The sequence below is a fragment of the Kitasatospora sp. NPDC058162 genome (genome assembly GCF_042884005.1).
In the GTDB taxonomy this organism is placed as follows: Bacteria; Actinomycetota; Actinomycetes; order Streptomycetales; family Streptomycetaceae; genus Kitasatospora.
On the sequence record NZ_JBHVUS010000027.1, the window covers coordinates 1 to 18,398 of the forward strand.

General features: G+C 72.9%; 12 protein-coding genes. 5 read left to right on the plus strand and 7 right to left on the minus strand.

Going from position 1 to position 18,398, the window contains the following annotated elements:
* Positions 1–262: 262 nt before the first annotated feature.
* The 5 genes from ACFVXG_RS33435 to ACFVXG_RS33455 all read left to right on the plus strand — a co-directional run bounded on the left by ACFVXG_RS33435 (position 263) and on the right by ACFVXG_RS33455 (position 5,701).
* Positions 263–1,936 carry a phospholipase gene (locus ACFVXG_RS33435; RefSeq protein ID WP_387932960.1) on the plus strand — a complete coding sequence of 558 codons (1,674 nt, stop codon included), beginning with the start codon at positions 263–265 and terminating at the stop codon, positions 1,934–1,936.
* A 76-nt stretch (positions 1,937–2,012) separates the two neighbouring features.
* Positions 2,013–3,704, plus strand: coding sequence for a DUF885 domain-containing protein (locus ACFVXG_RS33440; RefSeq protein WP_387932962.1), 1,692 nt, complete (start codon positions 2,013–2,015; stop codon positions 3,702–3,704).
* A gap of 147 nt (positions 3,705–3,851) precedes the next feature.
* Positions 3,852–4,388 (plus strand): hypothetical protein, encoded by a 537-nt coding sequence (locus ACFVXG_RS33445; protein ID WP_387932963.1) that lies wholly within the window; start codon positions 3,852–3,854, stop codon positions 4,386–4,388.
* Between the two features lie 22 nt (positions 4,389–4,410).
* Entirely contained in the window at positions 4,411–4,698 is a 288-nt protein-coding gene (locus tag ACFVXG_RS33450) for a hypothetical protein (protein WP_387932965.1), read from the plus strand.
* A gap of 349 nt (positions 4,699–5,047) precedes the next feature.
* A complete protein-coding gene (locus ACFVXG_RS33455) occupies positions 5,048–5,701 on the plus strand; it encodes a hypothetical protein (RefSeq protein WP_387932967.1) in 654 nt (217 codons plus the stop codon).
* Positions 5,702–5,713: 12 nt separating this feature from the next.
* On the opposite strand, the gene ACFVXG_RS33460 is transcribed toward ACFVXG_RS33455, so the two are convergent.
* From ACFVXG_RS33460 to ACFVXG_RS33490, 7 genes are all read right to left on the minus strand, one after another.
* The gene (locus tag ACFVXG_RS33460; protein ID WP_387932969.1) at positions 5,714–7,213 is read right to left on the minus strand and encodes a hypothetical protein; all 1,500 of its coding nucleotides are present in this window, start codon (positions 7,211–7,213) and stop codon (positions 5,714–5,716) included.
* A gap of 16 nt (positions 7,214–7,229) precedes the next feature.
* Entirely contained in the window at positions 7,230–8,144 is a 915-nt protein-coding gene (locus tag ACFVXG_RS33465) for an ATP-grasp domain-containing protein (protein ID WP_387932970.1), read from the minus strand.
* Positions 8,141–8,872 (minus strand): hypothetical protein, encoded by a 732-nt coding sequence (locus tag ACFVXG_RS33470; protein ID WP_387932972.1) that lies wholly within the window; start codon positions 8,870–8,872, stop codon positions 8,141–8,143. The genes ACFVXG_RS33465 and ACFVXG_RS33470 overlap by 4 nt, the downstream gene beginning before the upstream one ends.
* Before the next feature lie 7 nt (positions 8,873–8,879).
* The gene (locus ACFVXG_RS33475; RefSeq protein ID WP_387932974.1) at positions 8,880–9,863 is read right to left on the minus strand and encodes a hypothetical protein; all 984 of its coding nucleotides are present in this window, start codon (positions 9,861–9,863) and stop codon (positions 8,880–8,882) included.
* A gap of 38 nt (positions 9,864–9,901) precedes the next feature.
* On the minus strand, positions 9,902–13,693 hold the full coding sequence (locus ACFVXG_RS33480; protein WP_387932976.1) for a hypothetical protein: 3,792 nt from the start codon (positions 13,691–13,693) through the stop codon (positions 9,902–9,904).
* Positions 13,694–13,696: 3 nt separating this feature from the next.
* Positions 13,697–17,410 carry a hypothetical protein gene (locus ACFVXG_RS33485; protein WP_387932978.1) on the minus strand — a complete coding sequence of 1,238 codons (3,714 nt, stop codon included), beginning with the start codon at positions 17,408–17,410 and terminating at the stop codon, positions 13,697–13,699.
* Between the two features lie 248 nt (positions 17,411–17,658).
* Positions 17,659–18,156 (minus strand): DUF3592 domain-containing protein, encoded by a 498-nt coding sequence (locus tag ACFVXG_RS33490; RefSeq protein WP_387932980.1) that lies wholly within the window; start codon positions 18,154–18,156, stop codon positions 17,659–17,661.
* Positions 18,157–18,398: the final 242 nt, after the last annotated feature.

Below are 18,398 nucleotides of genomic sequence, written 5' to 3' on the forward strand. Positions count from 1 at the left end.
CCACTCAGCGGGCCCCCGCAACTCCCTGCGCGGGGGGGGGGCCCCGGGGGGGCCCCCCCCCCGGCTCCTTTTTGCGTTCGGGCGGCGGGGGCGAAGGGGCGTGGGTGGCCTCCGGGTCGGGCCGGGTCTGTGGTGGTGGGTCGTCAGTTCTGCGGTGGGCGCGGGGCCTTGATGAGACTCTGACAGCACATCAGGTTACTTTAAGGTAATTTAAGGGTGTCGTCCGGGTGAACGTCCCCGGCCTCGCATGAAGGACTCGCACGTGCTCTCTCCTCATTCCCTCCACCCCCGCCGCTCCGGTCGCCGTCTGGCCGGCTCCGTACTGGCCGTCGCGGCCGCCGTCGGTGTGCTGCCGGTCGCTCCCGCGTTCGCCGAATCGACTCCCGTGCTGGCGGCGACCGCACCGACCGACGCCACGCCGCACCTGGACGCGGTGGAGCGGACGCTGCGTCAGGTGTCGCCCGGACTGGAGGGGACGGTGTGGCAGCGGACGGCGGGCAACCGGCTCGACGCGCCGGCCGGGGACCCGGGCGGGTGGCTGCTGCAGACGCCGGGCTGCTGGGGCGACGCCTCCTGCACCGAGCGGGCCGGGACGAAGCGGCTGCTCGACAAGATGCGGGAGAACATCGGGCGGGCGACCCGGACCGTCGACATATCAACTCTCGCGCCGTTCCCGGACGGTGCGTTCCAGGACGCCATCGCGGACGGCCTCAAGGCGTCGGTGGCCGCCGGGAACAGGCCGCACGTGCGGGTCCTCGCCGGGGCCGCGCCGCTGCTCAACATCACCGCGCTGCCGTCGAAGTACCGGGACGACCTGGTGGCCCGGCTCGGCGGCGCCGCCGGCAGCGTGACCCTGGAGGTGGCCTCGATGACCACCGCGAAGACGGCGTTCTCCTGGAACCACTCCAAGTTGCTGGTTGTGGACGGGCAGAGCGTCATCACCGGCGGGATCAACAACTGGAAGAAGGACTACCTCGACACCGCCCACCCGGTGACGGACGTCGACCTCGCGCTCAACGGTCCCGCCGCCGCGTCCGCCGGTGCCTACCTGGACACCCTGTGGGACTGGACCTGCCGCAACAGCGGGGTCTTCTCGGCCGCCTGGTTCGCCTCCACGAACGGCGCCGGGTGCACCCCCGACCTGGAGAAGCGGCTGAACCCGGCGGCCGGGCAGGTGCCCGCCACCGGCACCGTGCCGGTGATCGCCATCGGCGGCCTGGGCGTCGGCATCCGCGACGCCGACCCCGCCTCCGGCTACCGTCCGGACCCCGCGTCCGACGCCGACGACATCAAGTGTGGCCCGATCGGACTGCACGACAACACCAACGGCGACCGGAACTACGAGACGGTCAACCCGGAGGAGAACGCGCTGCGCGCCCTGGTCGCCAGCGCCGGCAGCCGGATCGACATCTCCCAGCAGGACGTCACCGGCACCTGCCCGCCGATGCCCCGCTACGACGCCCGGCTGTTCGACCTGCTCGCCGGAAAGCTGGCCGACGGGGTGAAGGTCCGCATCGTGGTCAGCGACCCCGGCAACCGGGGCGCGGTCGGCAGCGGCGGCTACTCGCAGATCAAGTCGCTGAACGAGATCAGCGACACCCTCGCGGCCCGGCTCACCGACCGCCTCGGCGACCCGGGGCAGGCGCGGACGGCGATGTGCCAGAACCTCCAACTCGCCTCGTTCCGGGCCTCGTCCGCCCCGACCTGGGCCGACGGCCACCCGTACGCGCTGCACCACAAGCTGGTCTCGGTCGACGGATCGGCCTTCTTCATCGGCTCCAAGAACCTCTATCCGGCCTGGCTGCAGGACTTCGGGTACGTGGTCGAGAACCGCACCGCCGCCGCGCAGTTGGACGCCCAGCTGCTCGCCCCGCAGTGGCAGTACTCGCAGGCCGCCGCGACCTTCGACTACAGCCGGGGCCTCTGCCAGGGCTGAGGCCGCGAACGGCCGACCCGTCGTCCACGGCCTGGCGCCCTGGACGGCGGGTCGGCCGCTGCGCCAGCATGGGGGGATGCCCGAGACGCCGAAGTCCGCCCGCAGGATCGCCGACGAGCACGTCGCCCAGGTCGCCGCACTCGACCCGGCGGTCGCGACCAGACTCGGCCTGCACCCCGAGGACGACCGGCAGCCGGACCTGTCGCCGGAGGGCTTCGAGGCACTCGCCGAAGCGGCCCGGCGCACCCTCACCGCGCTCGACGCCGCCGCGCCCCCGGACGGAGCCGCCGACCGGGACTGCGCCGGACTGCTGCGCGAACGGCTGACCGCCCAACTCGCCGTCCACGAGGCCGGGGACCACCTCCGCGCGCTGCGCAACGTCAACTCGCCGCTGCACCAGGTGCGGGGCGTGTTCACCATGATGCCCACCGACACCGAGGAGCAGTGGGCCGCCGTCGCCGGCCGGCTGCGCAACGTGCCCGGCGCGCTGGACGGTTACCGGGCCACCCTGGCCGAGGGCATCCGCCGGGGGCTGCTGAGCGCGCCCCGGCAGGCCCGCGCGACCATCGCCCAACTCGACGCCTGGACCGGCCGGAACGGCACCGGCACGAGCTGGTTCACCGGCTTCGCGGCGGGCGGCCCCGCCCGGCTGCGGCCCGAACTGGACGCCGCCGCCGACCGCGCGACCGCCGCTGCGGCGGCCTTCCGCGACTGGCTCCACGACACCTACCTGCCCGCCGCCGACGGCACCCCGGACGCCGTCGGCCGCGAGCGCTACCTGCGCTCGGCCCGTTGGGCGAACGGCGCCGACATCGACCCGGCCGAGGCGTACGCCTGGGCCTGGGAGGAGTTCCACCGCACGGTCGCCGAGATGCGGGTCGAGGCGGAGCGCATCCTCCCCGGCGCCGACCCCCGCGCCGCCATGGACCACCTGAACCGGCACGGCCACGCCGTCGAGGGCGAGGAGAACGTCCGCGCCTGGCTCCAGGAGGTCATCGACGAGGCGATCGACGCCCTGCACGGCACCCACTTCGACATCACCGGCCCGATGCGCCGCGTCGAGACCAGGATCGCGCCGCCCGGCAGCTCGGGCGCGCCCTACTACAACGGTCCCAGCCTCGACTTCAGCCGCCCCGGCCGCACCTACCTGCCCACCCTCGGCCGGCGGTCCTTCCCCACCTGGCAGCTCGTCAGCACCTGGTACCACGAGGGCGTCCCCGGCCACCACCTGCAGACCGCCCGTTGGACCGCCTCCGCCGAGAGCCTCAGCACCTACCAGATCACCCTCGGCGCGGTCAGCGCCGACAAGGAGGGCTGGGCGCTGTACGCGGAGCGCCTGATGGACGAACTGGGCTTCCTGACCGACCCCGCCCGGCGCCTCGGCTACCTGGACAAGCAGATGCTCCGGATCATCCGCGTGATCGTCGACCTGGGGATGCACCTGGAGCTCGTCATCCCCGCCGATGCCGCCACCGGTGAATGGAGCGGCCACCCGGGAGAACGCTGGACTCCGGAGCTCGCCACCGCGTTCATGGCCGCCCACCACGGCAGCGAACTCCCGCGCCGCAGCAGCGAGATCGACCGCTACCTGGGCTGGCCGGGCCAGGCCATCGGCTACAAGCTGGGCGAACGGGTCTGGCTGCAGGGTCGCGAGGCCGCTCGGCGCCGCCAGGGTGCCGCCTTCGACCTGCGGGCCTGGCACGGCGCCGTCCTCACCCACGGCTCGCTCGGGCTGGACGCCCTGGCCGCCCGGCTCGCCGAGGTGTAGGGCCGGCCGGGCCGGGGCCGCTCGCGCTGAGGGCCGGGCCCCGGCTCTCCGTCGACACCCCACCGGGCTGCGACTATCGTGAGATCAGCGGCCGAGGAAGCACGGACGCGCAGCTCGGGACGGGTCGGACCGATCCCAGGAGGCGTGATGGACGACCTCACGGAAGCCGGCCGGACCCCGCCGGAGCCGGGCCCGGCTCCGGCGGGAACAGCCGAACAACAGCGGGTGCAGCTGGCCTACCAGGTGGCCATGAGCCTGTGCGACGCCCAGGACCGTACGGTCGGGAACCTGCGGACCAGGGCGACCGGGATCCTGGCGACCGCCGCCTTCGTGGTCACCTTCTCCTCGTCCGTCCACCTGATCGGGGACAGCGCCGGGGTCCAGTTCCCGCTCTGGGCGGCGGTGTCGCTGCTCGGCGTCGTCCTGGTCCAGGGAGCCGTCGTCATGCTGGTGCTCTGGCCGAGGAACTTCACCTTCGGTCACGGGGTACTGGAGGTGCTCGACCCGCCGCCGGGCGGGGCGGACGGCCCACCGGTGGACCGGGCGCTGGTGCTGAAGCTGGTGGACACCCTGAACGGGAACAAGGCGCAGATCGTCAAGCTGGCCCGGTACTACCAGTGCGCCACCCTCCTGCTGCTGGTCGAGGTCGCCCTCGTCCTCGCGGCGGTGATCTCCCAGCTGTGACTGCCCGTGATCGGAGGGCGACATGTCGGACCAGAACGGGGACGAGCGGGACCGCACGGCGAAGGGCCCGGAGAACCAGTGGCCCACCCTCCGGAGCGAGGACGACGGCAGGCTGTTCCTGCGCGTGAGCGTCCCCGAGGGCGTGGACGCCGTCACCGTCGGCGAGATCCTGACCCGCCACGGGGTCCCCTTCTCGGCCGTCGAGGACCTCTCCGGCGAGCCGGACTCCGTCCAGGTGGAGCTGATCGGCGGCGAGGACGCGGCGGACTGGGCCGAGACGGCCCTGCGCGACGACCTCGCCGGCGGCTGAGGCGGGCGCCCGAGGCACTGGTCGGCGGTGTTCCGCCGGACGTCGCGAGTCGCGCACTCGTTCGGCATGACCGCGTACCGCGGAGCGGATTCCCGGTTCCTCGACGCACCTGGCACCCCATCGGGTAGGTCTGTGTTCATGCGGTTCCTGGATGTGCGAGCGGTCGATCTGCCGGCGGTGGTGCGGCGGCGATTCAGCTGTCGGGTGCGCGAGAGCGTGGTCCCGTTGGTCCGGGGCGACCTGAGGGCCTTCGACTCCCTGCCCGTAGGAGCTGGACTCCTCGCTCGATCTCGACGGAACCTTCGGCACTCTGTCGAACACTCTGCGAGTACTGTTCTACGCCCTGGTCATGGTTCAGATCAGCCTTGCCTGGATGTACGCGGGCTTCTGGGCCCAGCGTCACTGGCAGTCCACGCGCAGCCGCCCGCACGATCGACTGCTTCTCGCCGTCGTGGCCACGGCCGCCGTGATCCATGCTGACCGGCGCGGCCTGAGCGCGCGCCGGCGGCGCCGGTGTTGCCGTCAGTTGGCGCAACTGGGCGATGTGGCCGAGCAGACGCTGGCGTTGCCCGGCCGAGCGGGCTGGTCGGCCCGGGCGCCGCTGCGGTCCGAAGCGCGGCGGATCGCCGTGGTGTTCCGGTCCCACCAGGCCCCGCTCGCGGCGGCGTACAACCAGCAGCAGGTCGAGCCGATCGTCGGTTCGCTGGTCTGTGCCCTGGTGCACCTTGCGAACGGCGACCGGCGGGCCCTGCTCGTCAGCGCTCCGGAGTCCGTTCCGGCGCGCCGTTGGCTGTGGCGTGCGGCGGTCCGGCTGTGGCCCGCGGTGGTCCTGCTGGTCGCCGCCGCGGCGCTGCCGACGATCCCGCCGTTGGCGAACCAGGAGGCGATGGCGGCGAGCCTGCGTTGGACATTGCTGGTCGGCGGTGTCCTCGCGCTCGTCGCGGGCCAGGACGTGACGGCCCGAGTGGGTGCCGCGCTGGACAAGGCGATGCCGTGGAAGTGAGGCGGGTGCTGCTCAGAACTGGCTGCGGCGCAGGGCGTCGGTGAGCATGAGGGCCGACATCACCTGGTGGACCTGGCCGGAGTTGGTGTACGGGACACTGCCGCCCTGCTGGATGGCCAGGCCCTTCCAGGCCAGGATGGGGAGGGACGTGAGCGAGTTGCGGTCGTCCGGGGTGGCGGCGTCGAAGGGCGCGGGGCCGGGGGCGGTGACACCGAGCTGGGCGAGCAGCGGGGCGAGTTGGGCAGGGTCGTTCTGGGTGTAGAGGCGGGCGACCTTGGTGCCGGAGCTGCCGCGCGCGGCCCAGGCGGCCACCTGGGTCAGCGGCGGGAGGGTCTCGGACACCAGGTCGGCGTGCGGGTCGAAGAGGTAGGCCTCCTGGAGGGTGTCCAGGTACAGGGGGTGGGCCTGGTTGGCGGCGTTGCCGAGGAAGCAGGTCAGGGCGGCGTGGCCGCTACTGAAGGAGGCCATGCCGAGCCGGCCGATCGGTCCGAACTGGAAGTTGCCCTTGCGCCGGAACATGAAGGCTTGGATCTCAGGCAGGTACTCCTGGAGGAAGACGGCGTCGGCGAAGGAGCCGATCTCGTTGCAGGGGTTGCCGGCGACCCGCATGAGGGGGAGGACCAGCACGACGTTCCGCCCGGAGGCCGCGAGTTGGAGGCCGAGGCCCTTGGCGAAGGGGTTGGCGAGGAAGGGGTCGTCGATGTACTGGAGGTAGTTGACCAGGCCGAAGAACTGGTAGTCCCAGCCGAAGGGGTAGGTGTTGCCCGTCGTCGGGTCGTGGCGGTCGCGGGGGTCGTCGTAGTCGCCCGGGGAGTTCTGGGCCATGCCGGAGTGGAAGTAGACCAGGAAGGGGGCGGGCGGCGCGCCCGGGGCGCGGGAGACGCCGTCCGGCCAGTGGACGGCGACGAGCTGCGGTGCGGAGATGCCGGGGAGTTGCAGGACGACGGTCTCGGCGAAGGGCGACACGGTCTGGGTCTGGACCTGGATGTTGCCGCTGTCGATCGCCGGTGCGGCGATGACGGTCGTGTCGATCGCCGAGGGCACCGCGTAGACCAGCGGCGGCAGGGACACGCCGGGGGTTCGGAAGCTCATGTCACCGGGTGATGGGGCGGGCGGACTGCCGGGGTAGTCGGAGCCGGTCTGGGCCAGGCTGAGTCGCGCTTGCTCGGTGGCGTCGCGGAGCGGCGCGAAGTAGGCGGTCATGGCGATGGTCTGGCCGCCGGCCGAGGAGGTGACCGTGGGGTCGGTCCAGTTGCCGTTCACCGGGGGGAAGGCCTGGACGGCACCGGTGGAGTCGATGTTGAGGTGGGCGGTGAGCGTCCCGTACTTGACCTGGTCGACGGCGGCCGCCTGGATGTCGATCGCCGCGTCGGTGTCCGGGATGGTGAAGATCGACTGGTCCAGGACGACGTTGTCCGGACCGACGGGGCTGCCGCCGTTGACGGCGATGGTGAAGTTGCACAGGGTGGTGCTCTGGCCTTGGATCTGGCCGGTGAGGACGAGCTGGGCCATCGGAGTCTCCTTCTCCTCAGCGCCGCGCGAGGGCCAGAGCGGCGGCTTGGGCGATCGGTTGGCCGGTGTGGGCCTCGTAGTAGGTGAAGGCCGGGCAGGGGTTGACCTCGAAGCAGTAGACCTCGCCGTCGTCGGCCAGCATCAGGTCGATGCCGGCGAGTTCGAGACCCAGCTGGGCCGCCAGGCGCAGGCAACGTTCGGCGAGGTCCTCGGGGGGCTGCCAGGCGGAGAGTTCGGCGTGGCCGCCGTCGCTGTGGGCGTAGCGGTAGTCGACCCGGTCGGTCTCGACCCGGGTGGCGAACACCTGGTCGGCGACCGTGTGCACCCGGAGGTTGGTGCCGGTGACGTAGCGCTGGAACTGCACCGGGCAGTAGCGGATGAGCGGCAGCCGGTCGAGGGCCTGCCGGTCGAGGATCCGGACGATCGAGCGGATCCCGCTGATCGACTTGTAGACCAACTCGCCGTGCTGCTCCCGGAATTCCTGGACGAGTTCGGGGTCGTTGGTGACCAGGGTCTCCGGGACGAGGAATCCGGACCGCTGGATCAGCTGGGCCTGGTGGGGCTTGGACATGTTGGAGGCCATCGCGCTCTCCCGGTTCATCACGCGGCCCGGGGCGAGCTCCGACCAGGTGATCAGGGCGGCGTGCCAGAGCTCGCAGCGGCGCACCGTGGACTCGTCCGCCCCGCGGACCTCGGGGAGTCTGCGCCAGTCCATCGGCCGGAGGTAGATACCGGTGACGTCGGCGCAGTCGACGGACCCGCCGTCGTACGGGATCCGCCCCCGGACGGCCGTGCCGGTGGCCTCCAGCTCCAACGGCAGCTCCTGGAACCGCCGTTGGTGGAGCATGGCGAACGGCAAGCCGAGCGCGTCGAGTTCGGCGGTGATCCGGGCGACCGGCGGTTCGCTGGCGATGCCGCAGACGACGATCACGGCGCACCCGCCGAGAGCGCGGTGAGGTGTTCGAGCAGGCGGTCGAGGAAGGGATCGCCGCCCGGGCGGAGGTCGGGCAGCGGGCTCGCTCCGGCGAAGACCGCCGGCTGTCCGTCCTCGCAGTGGAGGTCGACGCCGAGCAGGTCGAGTTCGGCGAGCCGGGCGAGCCGGACGTACGGCTCCTCGTCCTCGGTCGTGGGCGCGCCGAAGACGTGCTCGCCGAGCACCAGGACGTCACCGCGCCCGGCCGGGGGCCTGCGCGGTTCGGGGTCGGGGCTGCTGGAGATCCGGGCCGGCGGGACCGGCAGCCCCGCCCGGATCGCGAGCGCGGTCCACTCCGCGGTCGAGCGCCAAGCCCCGCACAGTCCGTACCGGCAGGGCGGGTTGACCGAGACCGGGGCCAGACAGGTGAGCAGGCTGCGCAGCAGCGCGCTCAGCTCCTCGGCGGCGTACACGGCGTCGGCATGCGTGGTGAACGGCAGGTACCCGAAGGGCGCGGAGGCCACCCGGTTGAGCACGCCGTCGACGTCGCGGCTGTCCAGGACACGCCCGTCGGGCAGGGAGAGTTCGAAGCGGGCGCCGAGGCGGTCGACGCGGTGGGCCGTCCTGGTGGAGCCGAGCAGGGTCTGCGGGGAGAGCTGTTCCAGCGGTGCCAGCCCGCGTGCGCGCAGTCCTTCGTACGCCCACCCGGCGGCCCGGTCCGCCGGGTCGCAGAGCACCAGCCACATGGGGTGCCTACCCTTCGGTCCGTCCGGGCTCGGGGGGCTCGTCCCGGAGGGCGCTGTCCGCGAGGTCGGGGCGCTGGGTCGGGGGGATGAAGTGCTCGGGCGGGGGGACGGCTTTGGAGGTCGGGTCGAGGAGCTCGCCATGGGGACCGTCCTTGATCGCGTCCTTGTTGTCCTTGTCGTCCTTGTGGTCCTTGTCGTCCTTCGTTTCCTTGTCCTCCTTGCCGACGTCCTTGTGCTCCTTGACCTCCTTCTCCTTCTCGGTGCGGGACAGTTGCAGGGTGACCTCCTGGTCCACCGGGTCGTTGCAGTCCAGGACGAAGGTGGCGGTCACCGTGCTGGTGACGGGCGGTACGGACGCGGCGGTGATCCCGATCCGGAGGTGGGAGCAGCCGTTGGGCTGAAGGGGGTTCGGGAAGTCCTTCAACACGTAGCCGGCTCCCATGGCCTGGTCACCGCGGTCGTTGACGGTCAGCGGCCCGGTGCCGATGTTGGAGATCGGGATCGAGATGTCCGGGAGGGCCGCGCCCACGTTCACGATCCGCTGGAGCGGGGTGGTGTCCATGACGATCCGGGGCTGCGGGGCCGTCTTCACACTCGACGCGGTGGACCAGACGAAGCCGAGTTCCACCGGGTCGGTGTTGGTGAACCGCACGGCCCAGGGGCGGTCGTCCGGGTTGGTGATGTCGATCGTCACGGCGAAGACGTCGAAGCCGGCCGGGGTCCACGAGGCGGTCCCGACCGCCGCCAAGCTCTGGTCGACGATCGAGGCGGTGGCGGGCGCCGCCGGGATGCCGGTGAGCGGCCCGTGTCCGGCCTGGATCTCGATCTGCGGTGGCCGCGCGCCCAGGGGTGCGCAGTTCGGTCCGATGGCCACCACCAGGAGGGCCCAGGCCGTCGCGACCTGGTCCACGACGAAGGGGGACACGTTGGTGGAGGCGAGGTTGGCGAGCCGGATCTTGCCTGTGACGATGTCGGGAAAGATGTCTGCCATGATCCGTTTCTTCCGTCGCAGGGGTGAGGTGGCCTTCCTCACCACGTTCCGAGTGGTACGACGTCGAGGAAGACCGGTCGCCCCGTAGTACCGCCGGCGGGCACGGGTTCGTTCTCGAACTCCCGGACCACCAGACGCTGGGCCCGCTGCCCGGTGTCCGGGACGCTGATCGCGGCGGTCTGCCCGAGCACGGCGGAGGTCGTCAGTACGGTGGACCAGCCGGTGACGCCGTCGGGGGCCGGCACCCCCGGGTCCTGGACCTGGAGTTCGGTCCGGACGGCGGTCCCGACCCCGCCGGGGCCCGGCCCGAGGCCCTCCAGGGTGACGCCCGCCTGCCCCGCGCTCCGGGTGACCGTCAGCCGCCGCTGCGGGGCGAGTTGGAGGGGCTCGGTGAGCACCACCGGTGAGACGGCGGGGAGACCGGGGAGGGTGTACTGCTGGTAGCGGGCCAGGGCGAGCCGGACGAACGGGAAGTAGGAGGCGGCGACGACCGGCGCCAGGTCCAGGTCGGCGAACCAGCAGTCGCCCTCGGCGTCGAACTCGACCGGGTACATGGCCGCGTCCAGTTGGCGCTGCAGTTCGGGGAGGGTGACCTGGGCCCGCTGCGCCGTGTTGACCTGGGCGGCGGTGAGGACGGCGGGCGGTGCACCGGTGTCCCGGATCGGGTCGCGGCCGGCGACCGTGACGTACCGCAGGGCGTCGGGGAGCACCGGTCCGGACGGGAAGGTGAGCACGGCCAGGGCCTCGTCGTCGCCCGAGACGTACCAGGGCCGTCCGAGGAGGACCCGCAGGCCGCCGCCCTGGCGTACCCGGGTGAGCGACTGCTGTCCGTCAGTGGTCGTGGTCCAGTCGAATGACGGGACGCAGCGCAGTAGTTGGGGGACGGGTGGGCGCACGGTGCTCGGCACGTCGAGGTCGGTGAGCTGCCCGGCGACGGTGCAGGCGCCGGGGTCGGTGGCGAGGACGCGGGCGAAGCAGTCCTCGAAGCGGGAGACGGCCGTCACGGCGTAGCTCACGTGGTGGTGGCGGGTGTCGCCGAACTCCTGGCGGATCACCGGGAGCGCCTCCAGCTTCGCCAGGTGCTGGACCTCGTACGAGCCGACGTGCGCCGTCCGGGGGGTGGTGGTCGGCGCGGCGGGCGGGTTGTCGTCCTGGTCGGTCCACTCGGCGTGCAGGTCGATCCGGCCGGTGCTCGGGATGTCGATCACCAGGTTCTCCGGGCCGAGGACGGTGTCGCGGTCGCCCGGCGTCCGGTGGGCCGTCAGCTGCCCGTGCGGGTCGGTGAGGGGGCGTTGCACCGCGTGCACCAGGGAGATCGTGCGCGGCGGGGTGATCAGGCGGTTCCGGCCGGCGGCGATGTCCTGGAACCTCGGATCGTGCGGCGGCGTGTTCGGGGCGATGCCCTGCCAGAACGCGATGCCGAACAGGTAGACGTCGTCGAAGGTGGGGCAGGACGGGATGTCGAAGGTCACCTGCTCGGTCGGGCCGAGCGCGACCGTGAGGTGGCGCGGGTCCGCCCGGCTGACCTTGCAGCCGCCCGCGGCCGCCTCCAGCCGGATGGACGCGGTCTGCAGCGCGGGCCAGGTGCCCTGCCAGATGGCGAGCACGTCGTGGTCCGGCGGGTCGATCGCGCCGGGTCGCCCGTTGGCGGGGTCGATCGGCCGGGTCTGGGCCCTCAGGGCTGCGCAGGCGCTGCTCCGGTCGGCCAGCCAGGGGAGTGCCGCGTCGGTCTCGGGCACGATGACGTACGGGGACGGCCCGGTCGGTCCGGCGGGGACGGTCTGCGAGCCCGGGATGTCGGTGAGCTCGCCGTCGGCCAGGGCGGCGGCGTCGAACAGCCCGGACACCACGGTGTCGGGCGCCGCCGGGCCGAGCGCGGCGTCGAAGGCGCCGTCGTACTGCATCGCCAGGGCGAGCGAGGACTTCGGCGGCAGCAGGTGCCGCAGGTCGTAGGGGCGGTAGCCGTGCAGGGTCGCGTAGTCGGCCGCCGAGATGCCGCGGTCGCTGCGGATCACCATCCGGTCCTGGCCGTCGCCGTCGTCCCACTCCCGGGTGGGCACCAGTTCCGGGGGCGGCAGCGGTTCGAAGCGGTGGTAGACGACCGCGGCCGACCGGGCCTCGGTGGTGGGGACCTCCTCGGCGCGCAGCCCGCCGCCGGCCAGGTCGGCGATCCGGACCCGGAACTGGTACGTGCGGCCGAACCGCAGGCGCGGCAGCGAACCGGGATCGCACTCCACCGTCGTGTCGAGGACCGACGCCACCGGCCTCGGCATGGTGTCCCCGGTGGCGGTGACCCGCTCGGGCCGCTGGGCGACGTGGCTCCAGCCGTCCCAGCGCGCCACGATCTCGTGCAGGTACAGCGCGTCGGCGTCGCCGAAACCGGTGACCACCGGGCCGGGGCGCAGGTAGCCCTCGTCCAGCAGGCCGTTCGGCAGCAGCGGCACGCCGCCGACGGTGTAGTGCACCCGTCGTCGGCACAGTGAGTGCCAGGCCCGGTGCTTGACGTCGAAGACGTCCATCCGGTAGCCGCCGAGCAGGGAGTCCGCCAGCAGGGCCGCGGCCATCAGACCGGCCGGGGTACTGCGCTGGTGCGCCCGCTGGAGCTGCTTGCCGTGCTCCTCCTCCCGAGCCCGGTCCACCAGGGCGAAGCCCATCGAGTGGAGGGCGGGCAGCGCCCCGACCGGGACTGCGGGGGTTCCGTCGGGCGGGGCCGGGGTGGCGTCCGACCGGGCCGTGCTGACCAACCGCAGGGCGGCGCCGTCCACATCGAAGGGCAGCAGCTCGAACCGGGGGTTGGCGGAGGGCGCGAGGCCGGCGCCGGCCAGGGGCAGGAGGCCGTCGCCGAAACCGGTGGAGGTTGGACCGTCGACCGAGGCGGGCACGAAGCGCGTGCCGCTGAGCGTGTAGGCGGTGGTGGGGGAGAGGTCGCTCTGGACGGCTCCGCTCCAGCCCGGCGTCGGGTCCGGTTCCTGCTGGGGCCATAGCGGCGTCACGCTCAGCTCCGCCGGGTGCGCCTGGTCCACCGGGGTGAGTCCGGCGGCGGGGACGGCGAGGTCCACCAGCAGGCCGAGCGCACGCAGGATGACGGGATGGTCGGTCAGGTGCGCGACGCTCTGGTGGAACTCGGGCTCGGGAGGGGACGCCGTCCGCCGGGCCGGCGGAGTGGTGGCCGCTCCGCGCCGGTAGAAGGCGTACGCCTGGGCGAGAGCCGGGGTTGCGTCGGCCGGGGTGGCGTCGGGCCGGGCGCCGACGGGCTCCAGCAGGGCGGGCCGCCACTGCTCTCCGATCGCCCGCAAGGCGGCCCGCAGGCCCGGGTTGCTCTCCGGCGCGGCGCCGCGGTGCGCGGCGTGGGCCTGGGCGGTGGCGGTGTAGATGCCCTTGACGTCGGTGCCGGCCTGGCCGGCCGGGAAGGTGGTGACGTCGCGTCCGTCGTAGCTGGTGGGCCGGTACGGCTCCACCTGCATGGTCGCGCTGAACAGCGCCTGCCAGAGGGCGAGTTGCCGGTCCGGCGGGAACTGCACGGTGCTCCCGTCGAGGGCGGTGTACGGGACCGGTACGGACGGCAGCGACTGCCCGGCGCGGCGGACGTCGAAGCCGACCCCGGCGAGTCGCGTCGGCCAGTCCTGCATCCCGAAGTCCGTGACGGTGAGCGGGGTGGCGTCCGGGCCGATCAGGCGCGGTGTCAGCAGTACCGACAGCAGTGCCATCGGCGCTGACTGGCCGGGCACGGCCGCCACCCGGCCTGCCGGGAGCACTGTCCAGAGGAACTGCCGTTCCAGGCCGGTCGGGTTCACCGGGGCGGTCGGGCTCTTCGGGCCGGTCGATGGCATGGCTCACTCCCCTGCGAACGCCCGGCAGTAGGTCTGCCACGGGAAGGACTGCCCCTGCGGCCCGAGCGCGGCCCGGACCGACGGGTCCGCGGCGGTCGCGGCGGTCGCGGCGCCGGGGAGGGCGCCGCGGGCTCCGGCGGAGGAGGGGCAGTTGCCGAAGCACTTGTGGCACTCCAGCGTGAAGGACTTGGAGAAGAAGGTCAGGTCCACGGTGATGACGAGCTGCGCCGAGCCGGTCAGCGAGCCGACCGTGGCGTTCCAGGTCAGGGCGAGGGTCAGCTCGATCGAGACGCTGATCAGCCCCAGCAGGGAGACGCTGCCGCCGATCCGCAGGTAGCCCGTGACCTCGGTCCCGGTCCCGTTCTTGGCGAAGACGACGCCGCCGAAGACGTGCACCTCCGCGGAGACGATGACGAAGTCCATCACGATGGCGGCACCGAACTCGATCCCGCCGGTGAAGCGTTGCAGGCCGCTGTCGGTGCCGCCGGCGCTGATGCCGAGTTCCAGGTACCCGCCGCCGCCGAAACCCGACACGGTGACCAGGAACGGCCGCTCCCGGGTGCCGAACGCGAAGTCCAGCAGGATCGGTTGGTCGGTCAGCGACAGCGTGACGCCGGCCTGCACGGTGAGGTTCTGCACGCTGAACACCAGCAGGCCGATGCTGGGCACGGCGATGGTGTAGGAGGCAGTGATGCTGGTGGCCGAGGGGTCGATGTGCGGGCCGTTGTCCCCGAACCGGAGGTACTGCTGCAGGGTGGCGAGGAAGCCGAGGTCCCCGCCGAGCGTGACGTCCGTGAGATGGACCGCGAGGTTCAGCCGCTTGCCGGGATCGGCGGTGAAGGTCACGGACGTGAAGGTGAGGTCGACGTATGCGGGGGCGCCCTGGTCGGGGACGATCAGGTGGAAGTCGCTGATCGTCCCGGTGGCGTGCATCTCGGGCTTCCCGTCGACCAGTTGGGCCCGGACGTCGAGGTCCAGCGCGCAGTCGGGGCCGGGCCGGAACGGCGGCACGGGGTTGTGCAGGCCTTGGTGCCAGGTGAGCTCGGCCGACGGGTGGGGCATGCCCTGCCCGGCGAGCAGCGGCGACCGGTCGGCCGGCGGCTGCTGCCAGAGCAGCTTCGGGGGAGCGGTGACGGCCTGGATGAGCATGGACAGCGGGACCACGCCGAACAGGCTGGCGTCCGGGGCGAACAGCTTGGTGGGATCGGTCTGGAACGCGTCGCTGACGGCTGGCCCGAGCGTGCGCGAGATCTGCGACACCAGCATGTTGGGCGCGGCCAGCGCGCCGACCCGGGCGCCGGCGGCCCCGAAGTCGAGCGGGTGCGGCGGTACCAGGTCGAGCAGCGCGTCGGGGATCGGGCTGCCCCAGGGGGTGTCGAGGAGGTTCCTGGTGAGCGTCGCCGGGAGCGCCTGGAGCGGGCCGAGCAGTTGGCGGACGGCCGGCAGGCCCACGGCCAGCTGGGTGACCTGCGGGTAGAAGCCGACGCCGCTGGGGGAGAGCCCGGCGCCGAGCCCGCCGAAGGTCATCGACTGCACCTCCTGCACGGTGTCCTCGATCGCCTGGGTCGCCGAGGCCATGGCGAGCGGGATGCGGGCCGCGATGTCGGACAGCGGGCGGCCGGGCTCGTCGAAGGCTCCGTCGCGGGCTCCGTCGAGGGCCCCGGTGAGGGGCCCGGTGACCGGGCCGCGCCCGTAGATCCCGTCGAGCAGCGCGCCGTAGTCGGCGCCGGTGGCGGCGTCCTCGACGAACAGCAGCGGCAGGTGCAGCTCCACGTCCTGCGTGCCGGCCCTGGCCTGGAGGGTGAACACCACGGGAACCCGGGCCCGGGCGGGCCAGAAGCACCTCGGCGGGGTCGTCGAGGAGTCCACGGGGAGCCAGTGGGCGTCGTCCAGGCCCTCGGTCTGCTGGGGGTCGATCGCGATCCGCTGGAACGGGAACGCGCGTTCGTGCGGGCCGCCCTCGCCGATGCCGTAGTCGTCGCGGACCGGCTCGGTGACGATCAGGAAGGTGTTGCGGTGCAGGGCGGCCACGGCGGGGTCGGTGCCGTCGAACCGGCGGTCGGAGACCTCGATGTAGACGGCCCGGTGGCCGAAGGGGAACAGGGCGCCGGGGGCGGACACCTTGACGTGGAAGTCCCGGCCGAGGGCGGAGTCCTGGGCCCACTCCAGCTGGGGCCAGTGGGCGGCGGCGGTGAACCGGGCGCCTAAGGCGGTGAGGACCAGCCGGTCCACGGTTAGCGGGATGCCCGGATTCTGGGCGGCGGCCGTGACGATCTGATCGAACCAGGCGTCCAGCGGGGTGCCGTGGTCGGTGCCGTCGGCCAGGGACCGGACGGGCCGCGCCGTCAGGTGCCCGTCCGGGCCGGCGATCCGGCTGTGCCACAGTTCGGTGCCGCCGGCCGTGCCGGTAGAGGGCAGGGTGCGATGGGTGCACCGGGCGTCCGACTGCAGGGTGAGCAGCAGGTTCCAGGGGATTTCGAGTCGGGCCAGCAGGTCGGCGGTGGTGGACGCCTCGATGAGCAGCGGCAGGCGGTTCATCGCGTCGAGCAGGCCGGCCACGGTGAGGGTGACCGGGTCCGGGCCGACGGCGAAGCACAGGGTGGACGGTCCGGCCAGGAAGCCCTGGGGCGGCTGACCGGACTCCACCACGGTCTCGGCCAGGTGCTGCGGGGGGACGTCCACCAGGAGGTGGCCGCCGCTCCCGGTGTCGGCGACCAGCTGGACCGTGCCGTCGGGCAGGGTCTGCTGGTGCAGGCCCTGGCTCCGGACGGTCAGGGTGACCAGGTCCTCGGGGCGCAGCACGGGGTAGCTGCCCGTGGGCGCGTCCGGCAGGTCGAGGAGCTGCCAGTCCTGCCAGCCGCGGTCGAAGCGGCGGTGCATCAGCGCGGCACCGGCCCAGACGGCGAACACGTCGGTGCGGCCGCCGCCGGAGGCGACGGCGGCCAGCCGGGGGCCGGTCGTGCCGTGGGCGGTGAGGTCGCCGCCGAGCTGCTCCCAGCCGAGCCAGGGGGCCAGGGCGGAGTGGTGGAGGCCGTGGTCGCCGCCGAGGAAGACGTCACGCTCCGTCGCGGCGAGGCAGGTGAAGGAGTGTTCGTCACCGTCGGGGAGCGGGCCGAGCGCCTCCCAGGCGGGTGGCTGCGGCGTCCCCGGTGTGTCGGTCTCCAGGCGGGCCCGGAGCAGGCGGTGTTCGCGGGGGTCGGCGAGGAGGAGGTCGACCCGGTCGGGTGCGGTGGCCGTGGCGGCGAGGTGGTCGGCGAGGTGCTCGGGTGGTCGCTCGCCCGCGCGGAGCACAATTGGCCCCTTGTTCGGGTGGGCGTGCAGCAACTCCCAGCCGTCGGCGCCGGTGTCCAGGAGGAGGTGGACCTCGCTGGGACGGGTCGTCACGACGGTGAAGCCGGTCGCCGCGCCGCCCCGGGCCAGGGTGCCGAGCGAGTGCCAGTGCGGCCGTTCCTCGGCGCCCGGGCGCAGGGACCACAGCTCGCCGGTGGTGCTGAGGGCGAAGAGCTCGACCGGGCGGCCCTCGACCGCCGTGGCGCTCAGCCAGTTGAACGCGGGGGCGCCGGGGGAGGGCCAGGGGCGGTCCAGCGCGCGCCAGGCGTGCCAGCTGCCGTCGAAGGTCCGGTGCCGTACGGAGCCGTCGTCCGCGCCGACGAAGAGGTGGAGTCTGCCGTGCCCTGGCGAACAGGCGGCCAGGGCTCGTGCCGGGTGGGTGTGCATCGGGCGCCCCCAGCGGGTGGACGCAGCAGAGGGATGCGGTGGGGGGATGTGGAGTGCCGGTCGGCGGGGCGGGGCTCCGGGTCGCCAACTCGGGTTGGTTCCAGGTTATTCCCGGTTCGGACGCGTATCAATTCCTGGTTCCGGCCCCCGGCTTCGCCTCCCGGCGTCGGACCGGTTCCTGGACGGCGGAGGCGTCACACTGCGTAGGCGCCGTCGGGCCTCGCCCCGGTCGCCGGTGAGAGCGGCGGTCAGCCGGCGCTGGACGTCGGTCGGGTGAACCGGCGGTAGGCGAGGTGGACCGCGAGGCCCAGGAGGGTCATGACGACCGAGGCGACCAGTGCGACCACGTCGAGCGCGTTCCGGGTCAGTGAGTTCCAGAAGCCGATGCTCGAAGCGAGGGCGGCGATGTCGGTGTGCTGGGGGTCGTACACCACCGTCACGGTGTCACGGGGCTTGACGGTGCCGGTGACGTAGGCCAGTTGGGTCTCGACGGAGGTCCCCTGGGACGTCGTGAACCGTACCCTGCAGTTGGAGTTGCCCGCCGGGTTGTCCTGGGGGTTGCTCACTTCGGCGCATTCGGTGACGACCGCCGGGGTGTGGAGGCCTCGACTGCGGAGATCCGAGGTCACACCCATGTCGTGCGGTATCAGATAGGCCAGGCTGAGGACGAACAGCAGGACCCCCAGGCCGATCATGGCGAGCGAACCGTTCCGCGCGGTCCGGCCGTGGTCCCGCTCGTTCTCCATCGATCCCCCTGGTACCGGCTCGACTGCCTGTATGCGCTCACGCTAGCCGCACCCGCCGACAGGGAGGGGCGGCGGGCGTCGGTTCGTCGCCCCTCATGTGGTGTGCCCGGCATGGGCGGTGGGTCGTGGTACTGCCGGGGGGCCCCCCCCAGGTGGGGGCCCCCGCCGGCGGGGGGGGGGGGGTGCGACGGGCGGCAGGGGGTTAGCCGGGGAGTGCAGCAAGGTGTGGGCGCCCCAGGTTT

What these genes read in the sequence shown, in the direction of transcription:
- ACFVXG_RS33485 (WP_387932978.1), bottom strand. Translation starts at nt 17,410, where the DNA reads ATGCACACCCACCCGGCACGAGCCCTGGCCGCCTGTTCGCCAGGGCAC.
- ACFVXG_RS33480 (WP_387932976.1), bottom strand. Translation starts at nt 13,693, where the DNA reads ATGCCATCGACCGGCCCGAAGAGCCCGACCGCCCCGGTGAACCCGACC.
- ACFVXG_RS33460 (WP_387932969.1), bottom strand. Translation starts at nt 7,213, where the DNA reads ATGGCCCAGCTCGTCCTCACCGGCCAGATCCAAGGCCAGAGCACCACC.
- ACFVXG_RS33490 (WP_387932980.1), bottom strand. Translation starts at nt 18,156, where the DNA reads ATGGAGAACGAGCGGGACCACGGCCGGACCGCGCGGAACGGTTCGCTC.
- ACFVXG_RS33445 (WP_387932963.1), top strand. Translation starts at nt 3,852, where the DNA reads ATGGACGACCTCACGGAAGCCGGCCGGACCCCGCCGGAGCCGGGCCCG.
- ACFVXG_RS33455 (WP_387932967.1), top strand. Translation starts at nt 5,048, where the DNA reads ATGGTTCAGATCAGCCTTGCCTGGATGTACGCGGGCTTCTGGGCCCAG.
- ACFVXG_RS33470 (WP_387932972.1), bottom strand. Translation starts at nt 8,872, where the DNA reads ATGTGGCTGGTGCTCTGCGACCCGGCGGACCGGGCCGCCGGGTGGGCG.
- ACFVXG_RS33450 (WP_387932965.1), top strand. Translation starts at nt 4,411, where the DNA reads ATGTCGGACCAGAACGGGGACGAGCGGGACCGCACGGCGAAGGGCCCG.
- ACFVXG_RS33440 (WP_387932962.1), top strand. Translation starts at nt 2,013, where the DNA reads ATGCCCGAGACGCCGAAGTCCGCCCGCAGGATCGCCGACGAGCACGTC.
- ACFVXG_RS33475 (WP_387932974.1), bottom strand. Translation starts at nt 9,863, where the DNA reads ATGGCAGACATCTTTCCCGACATCGTCACAGGCAAGATCCGGCTCGCC.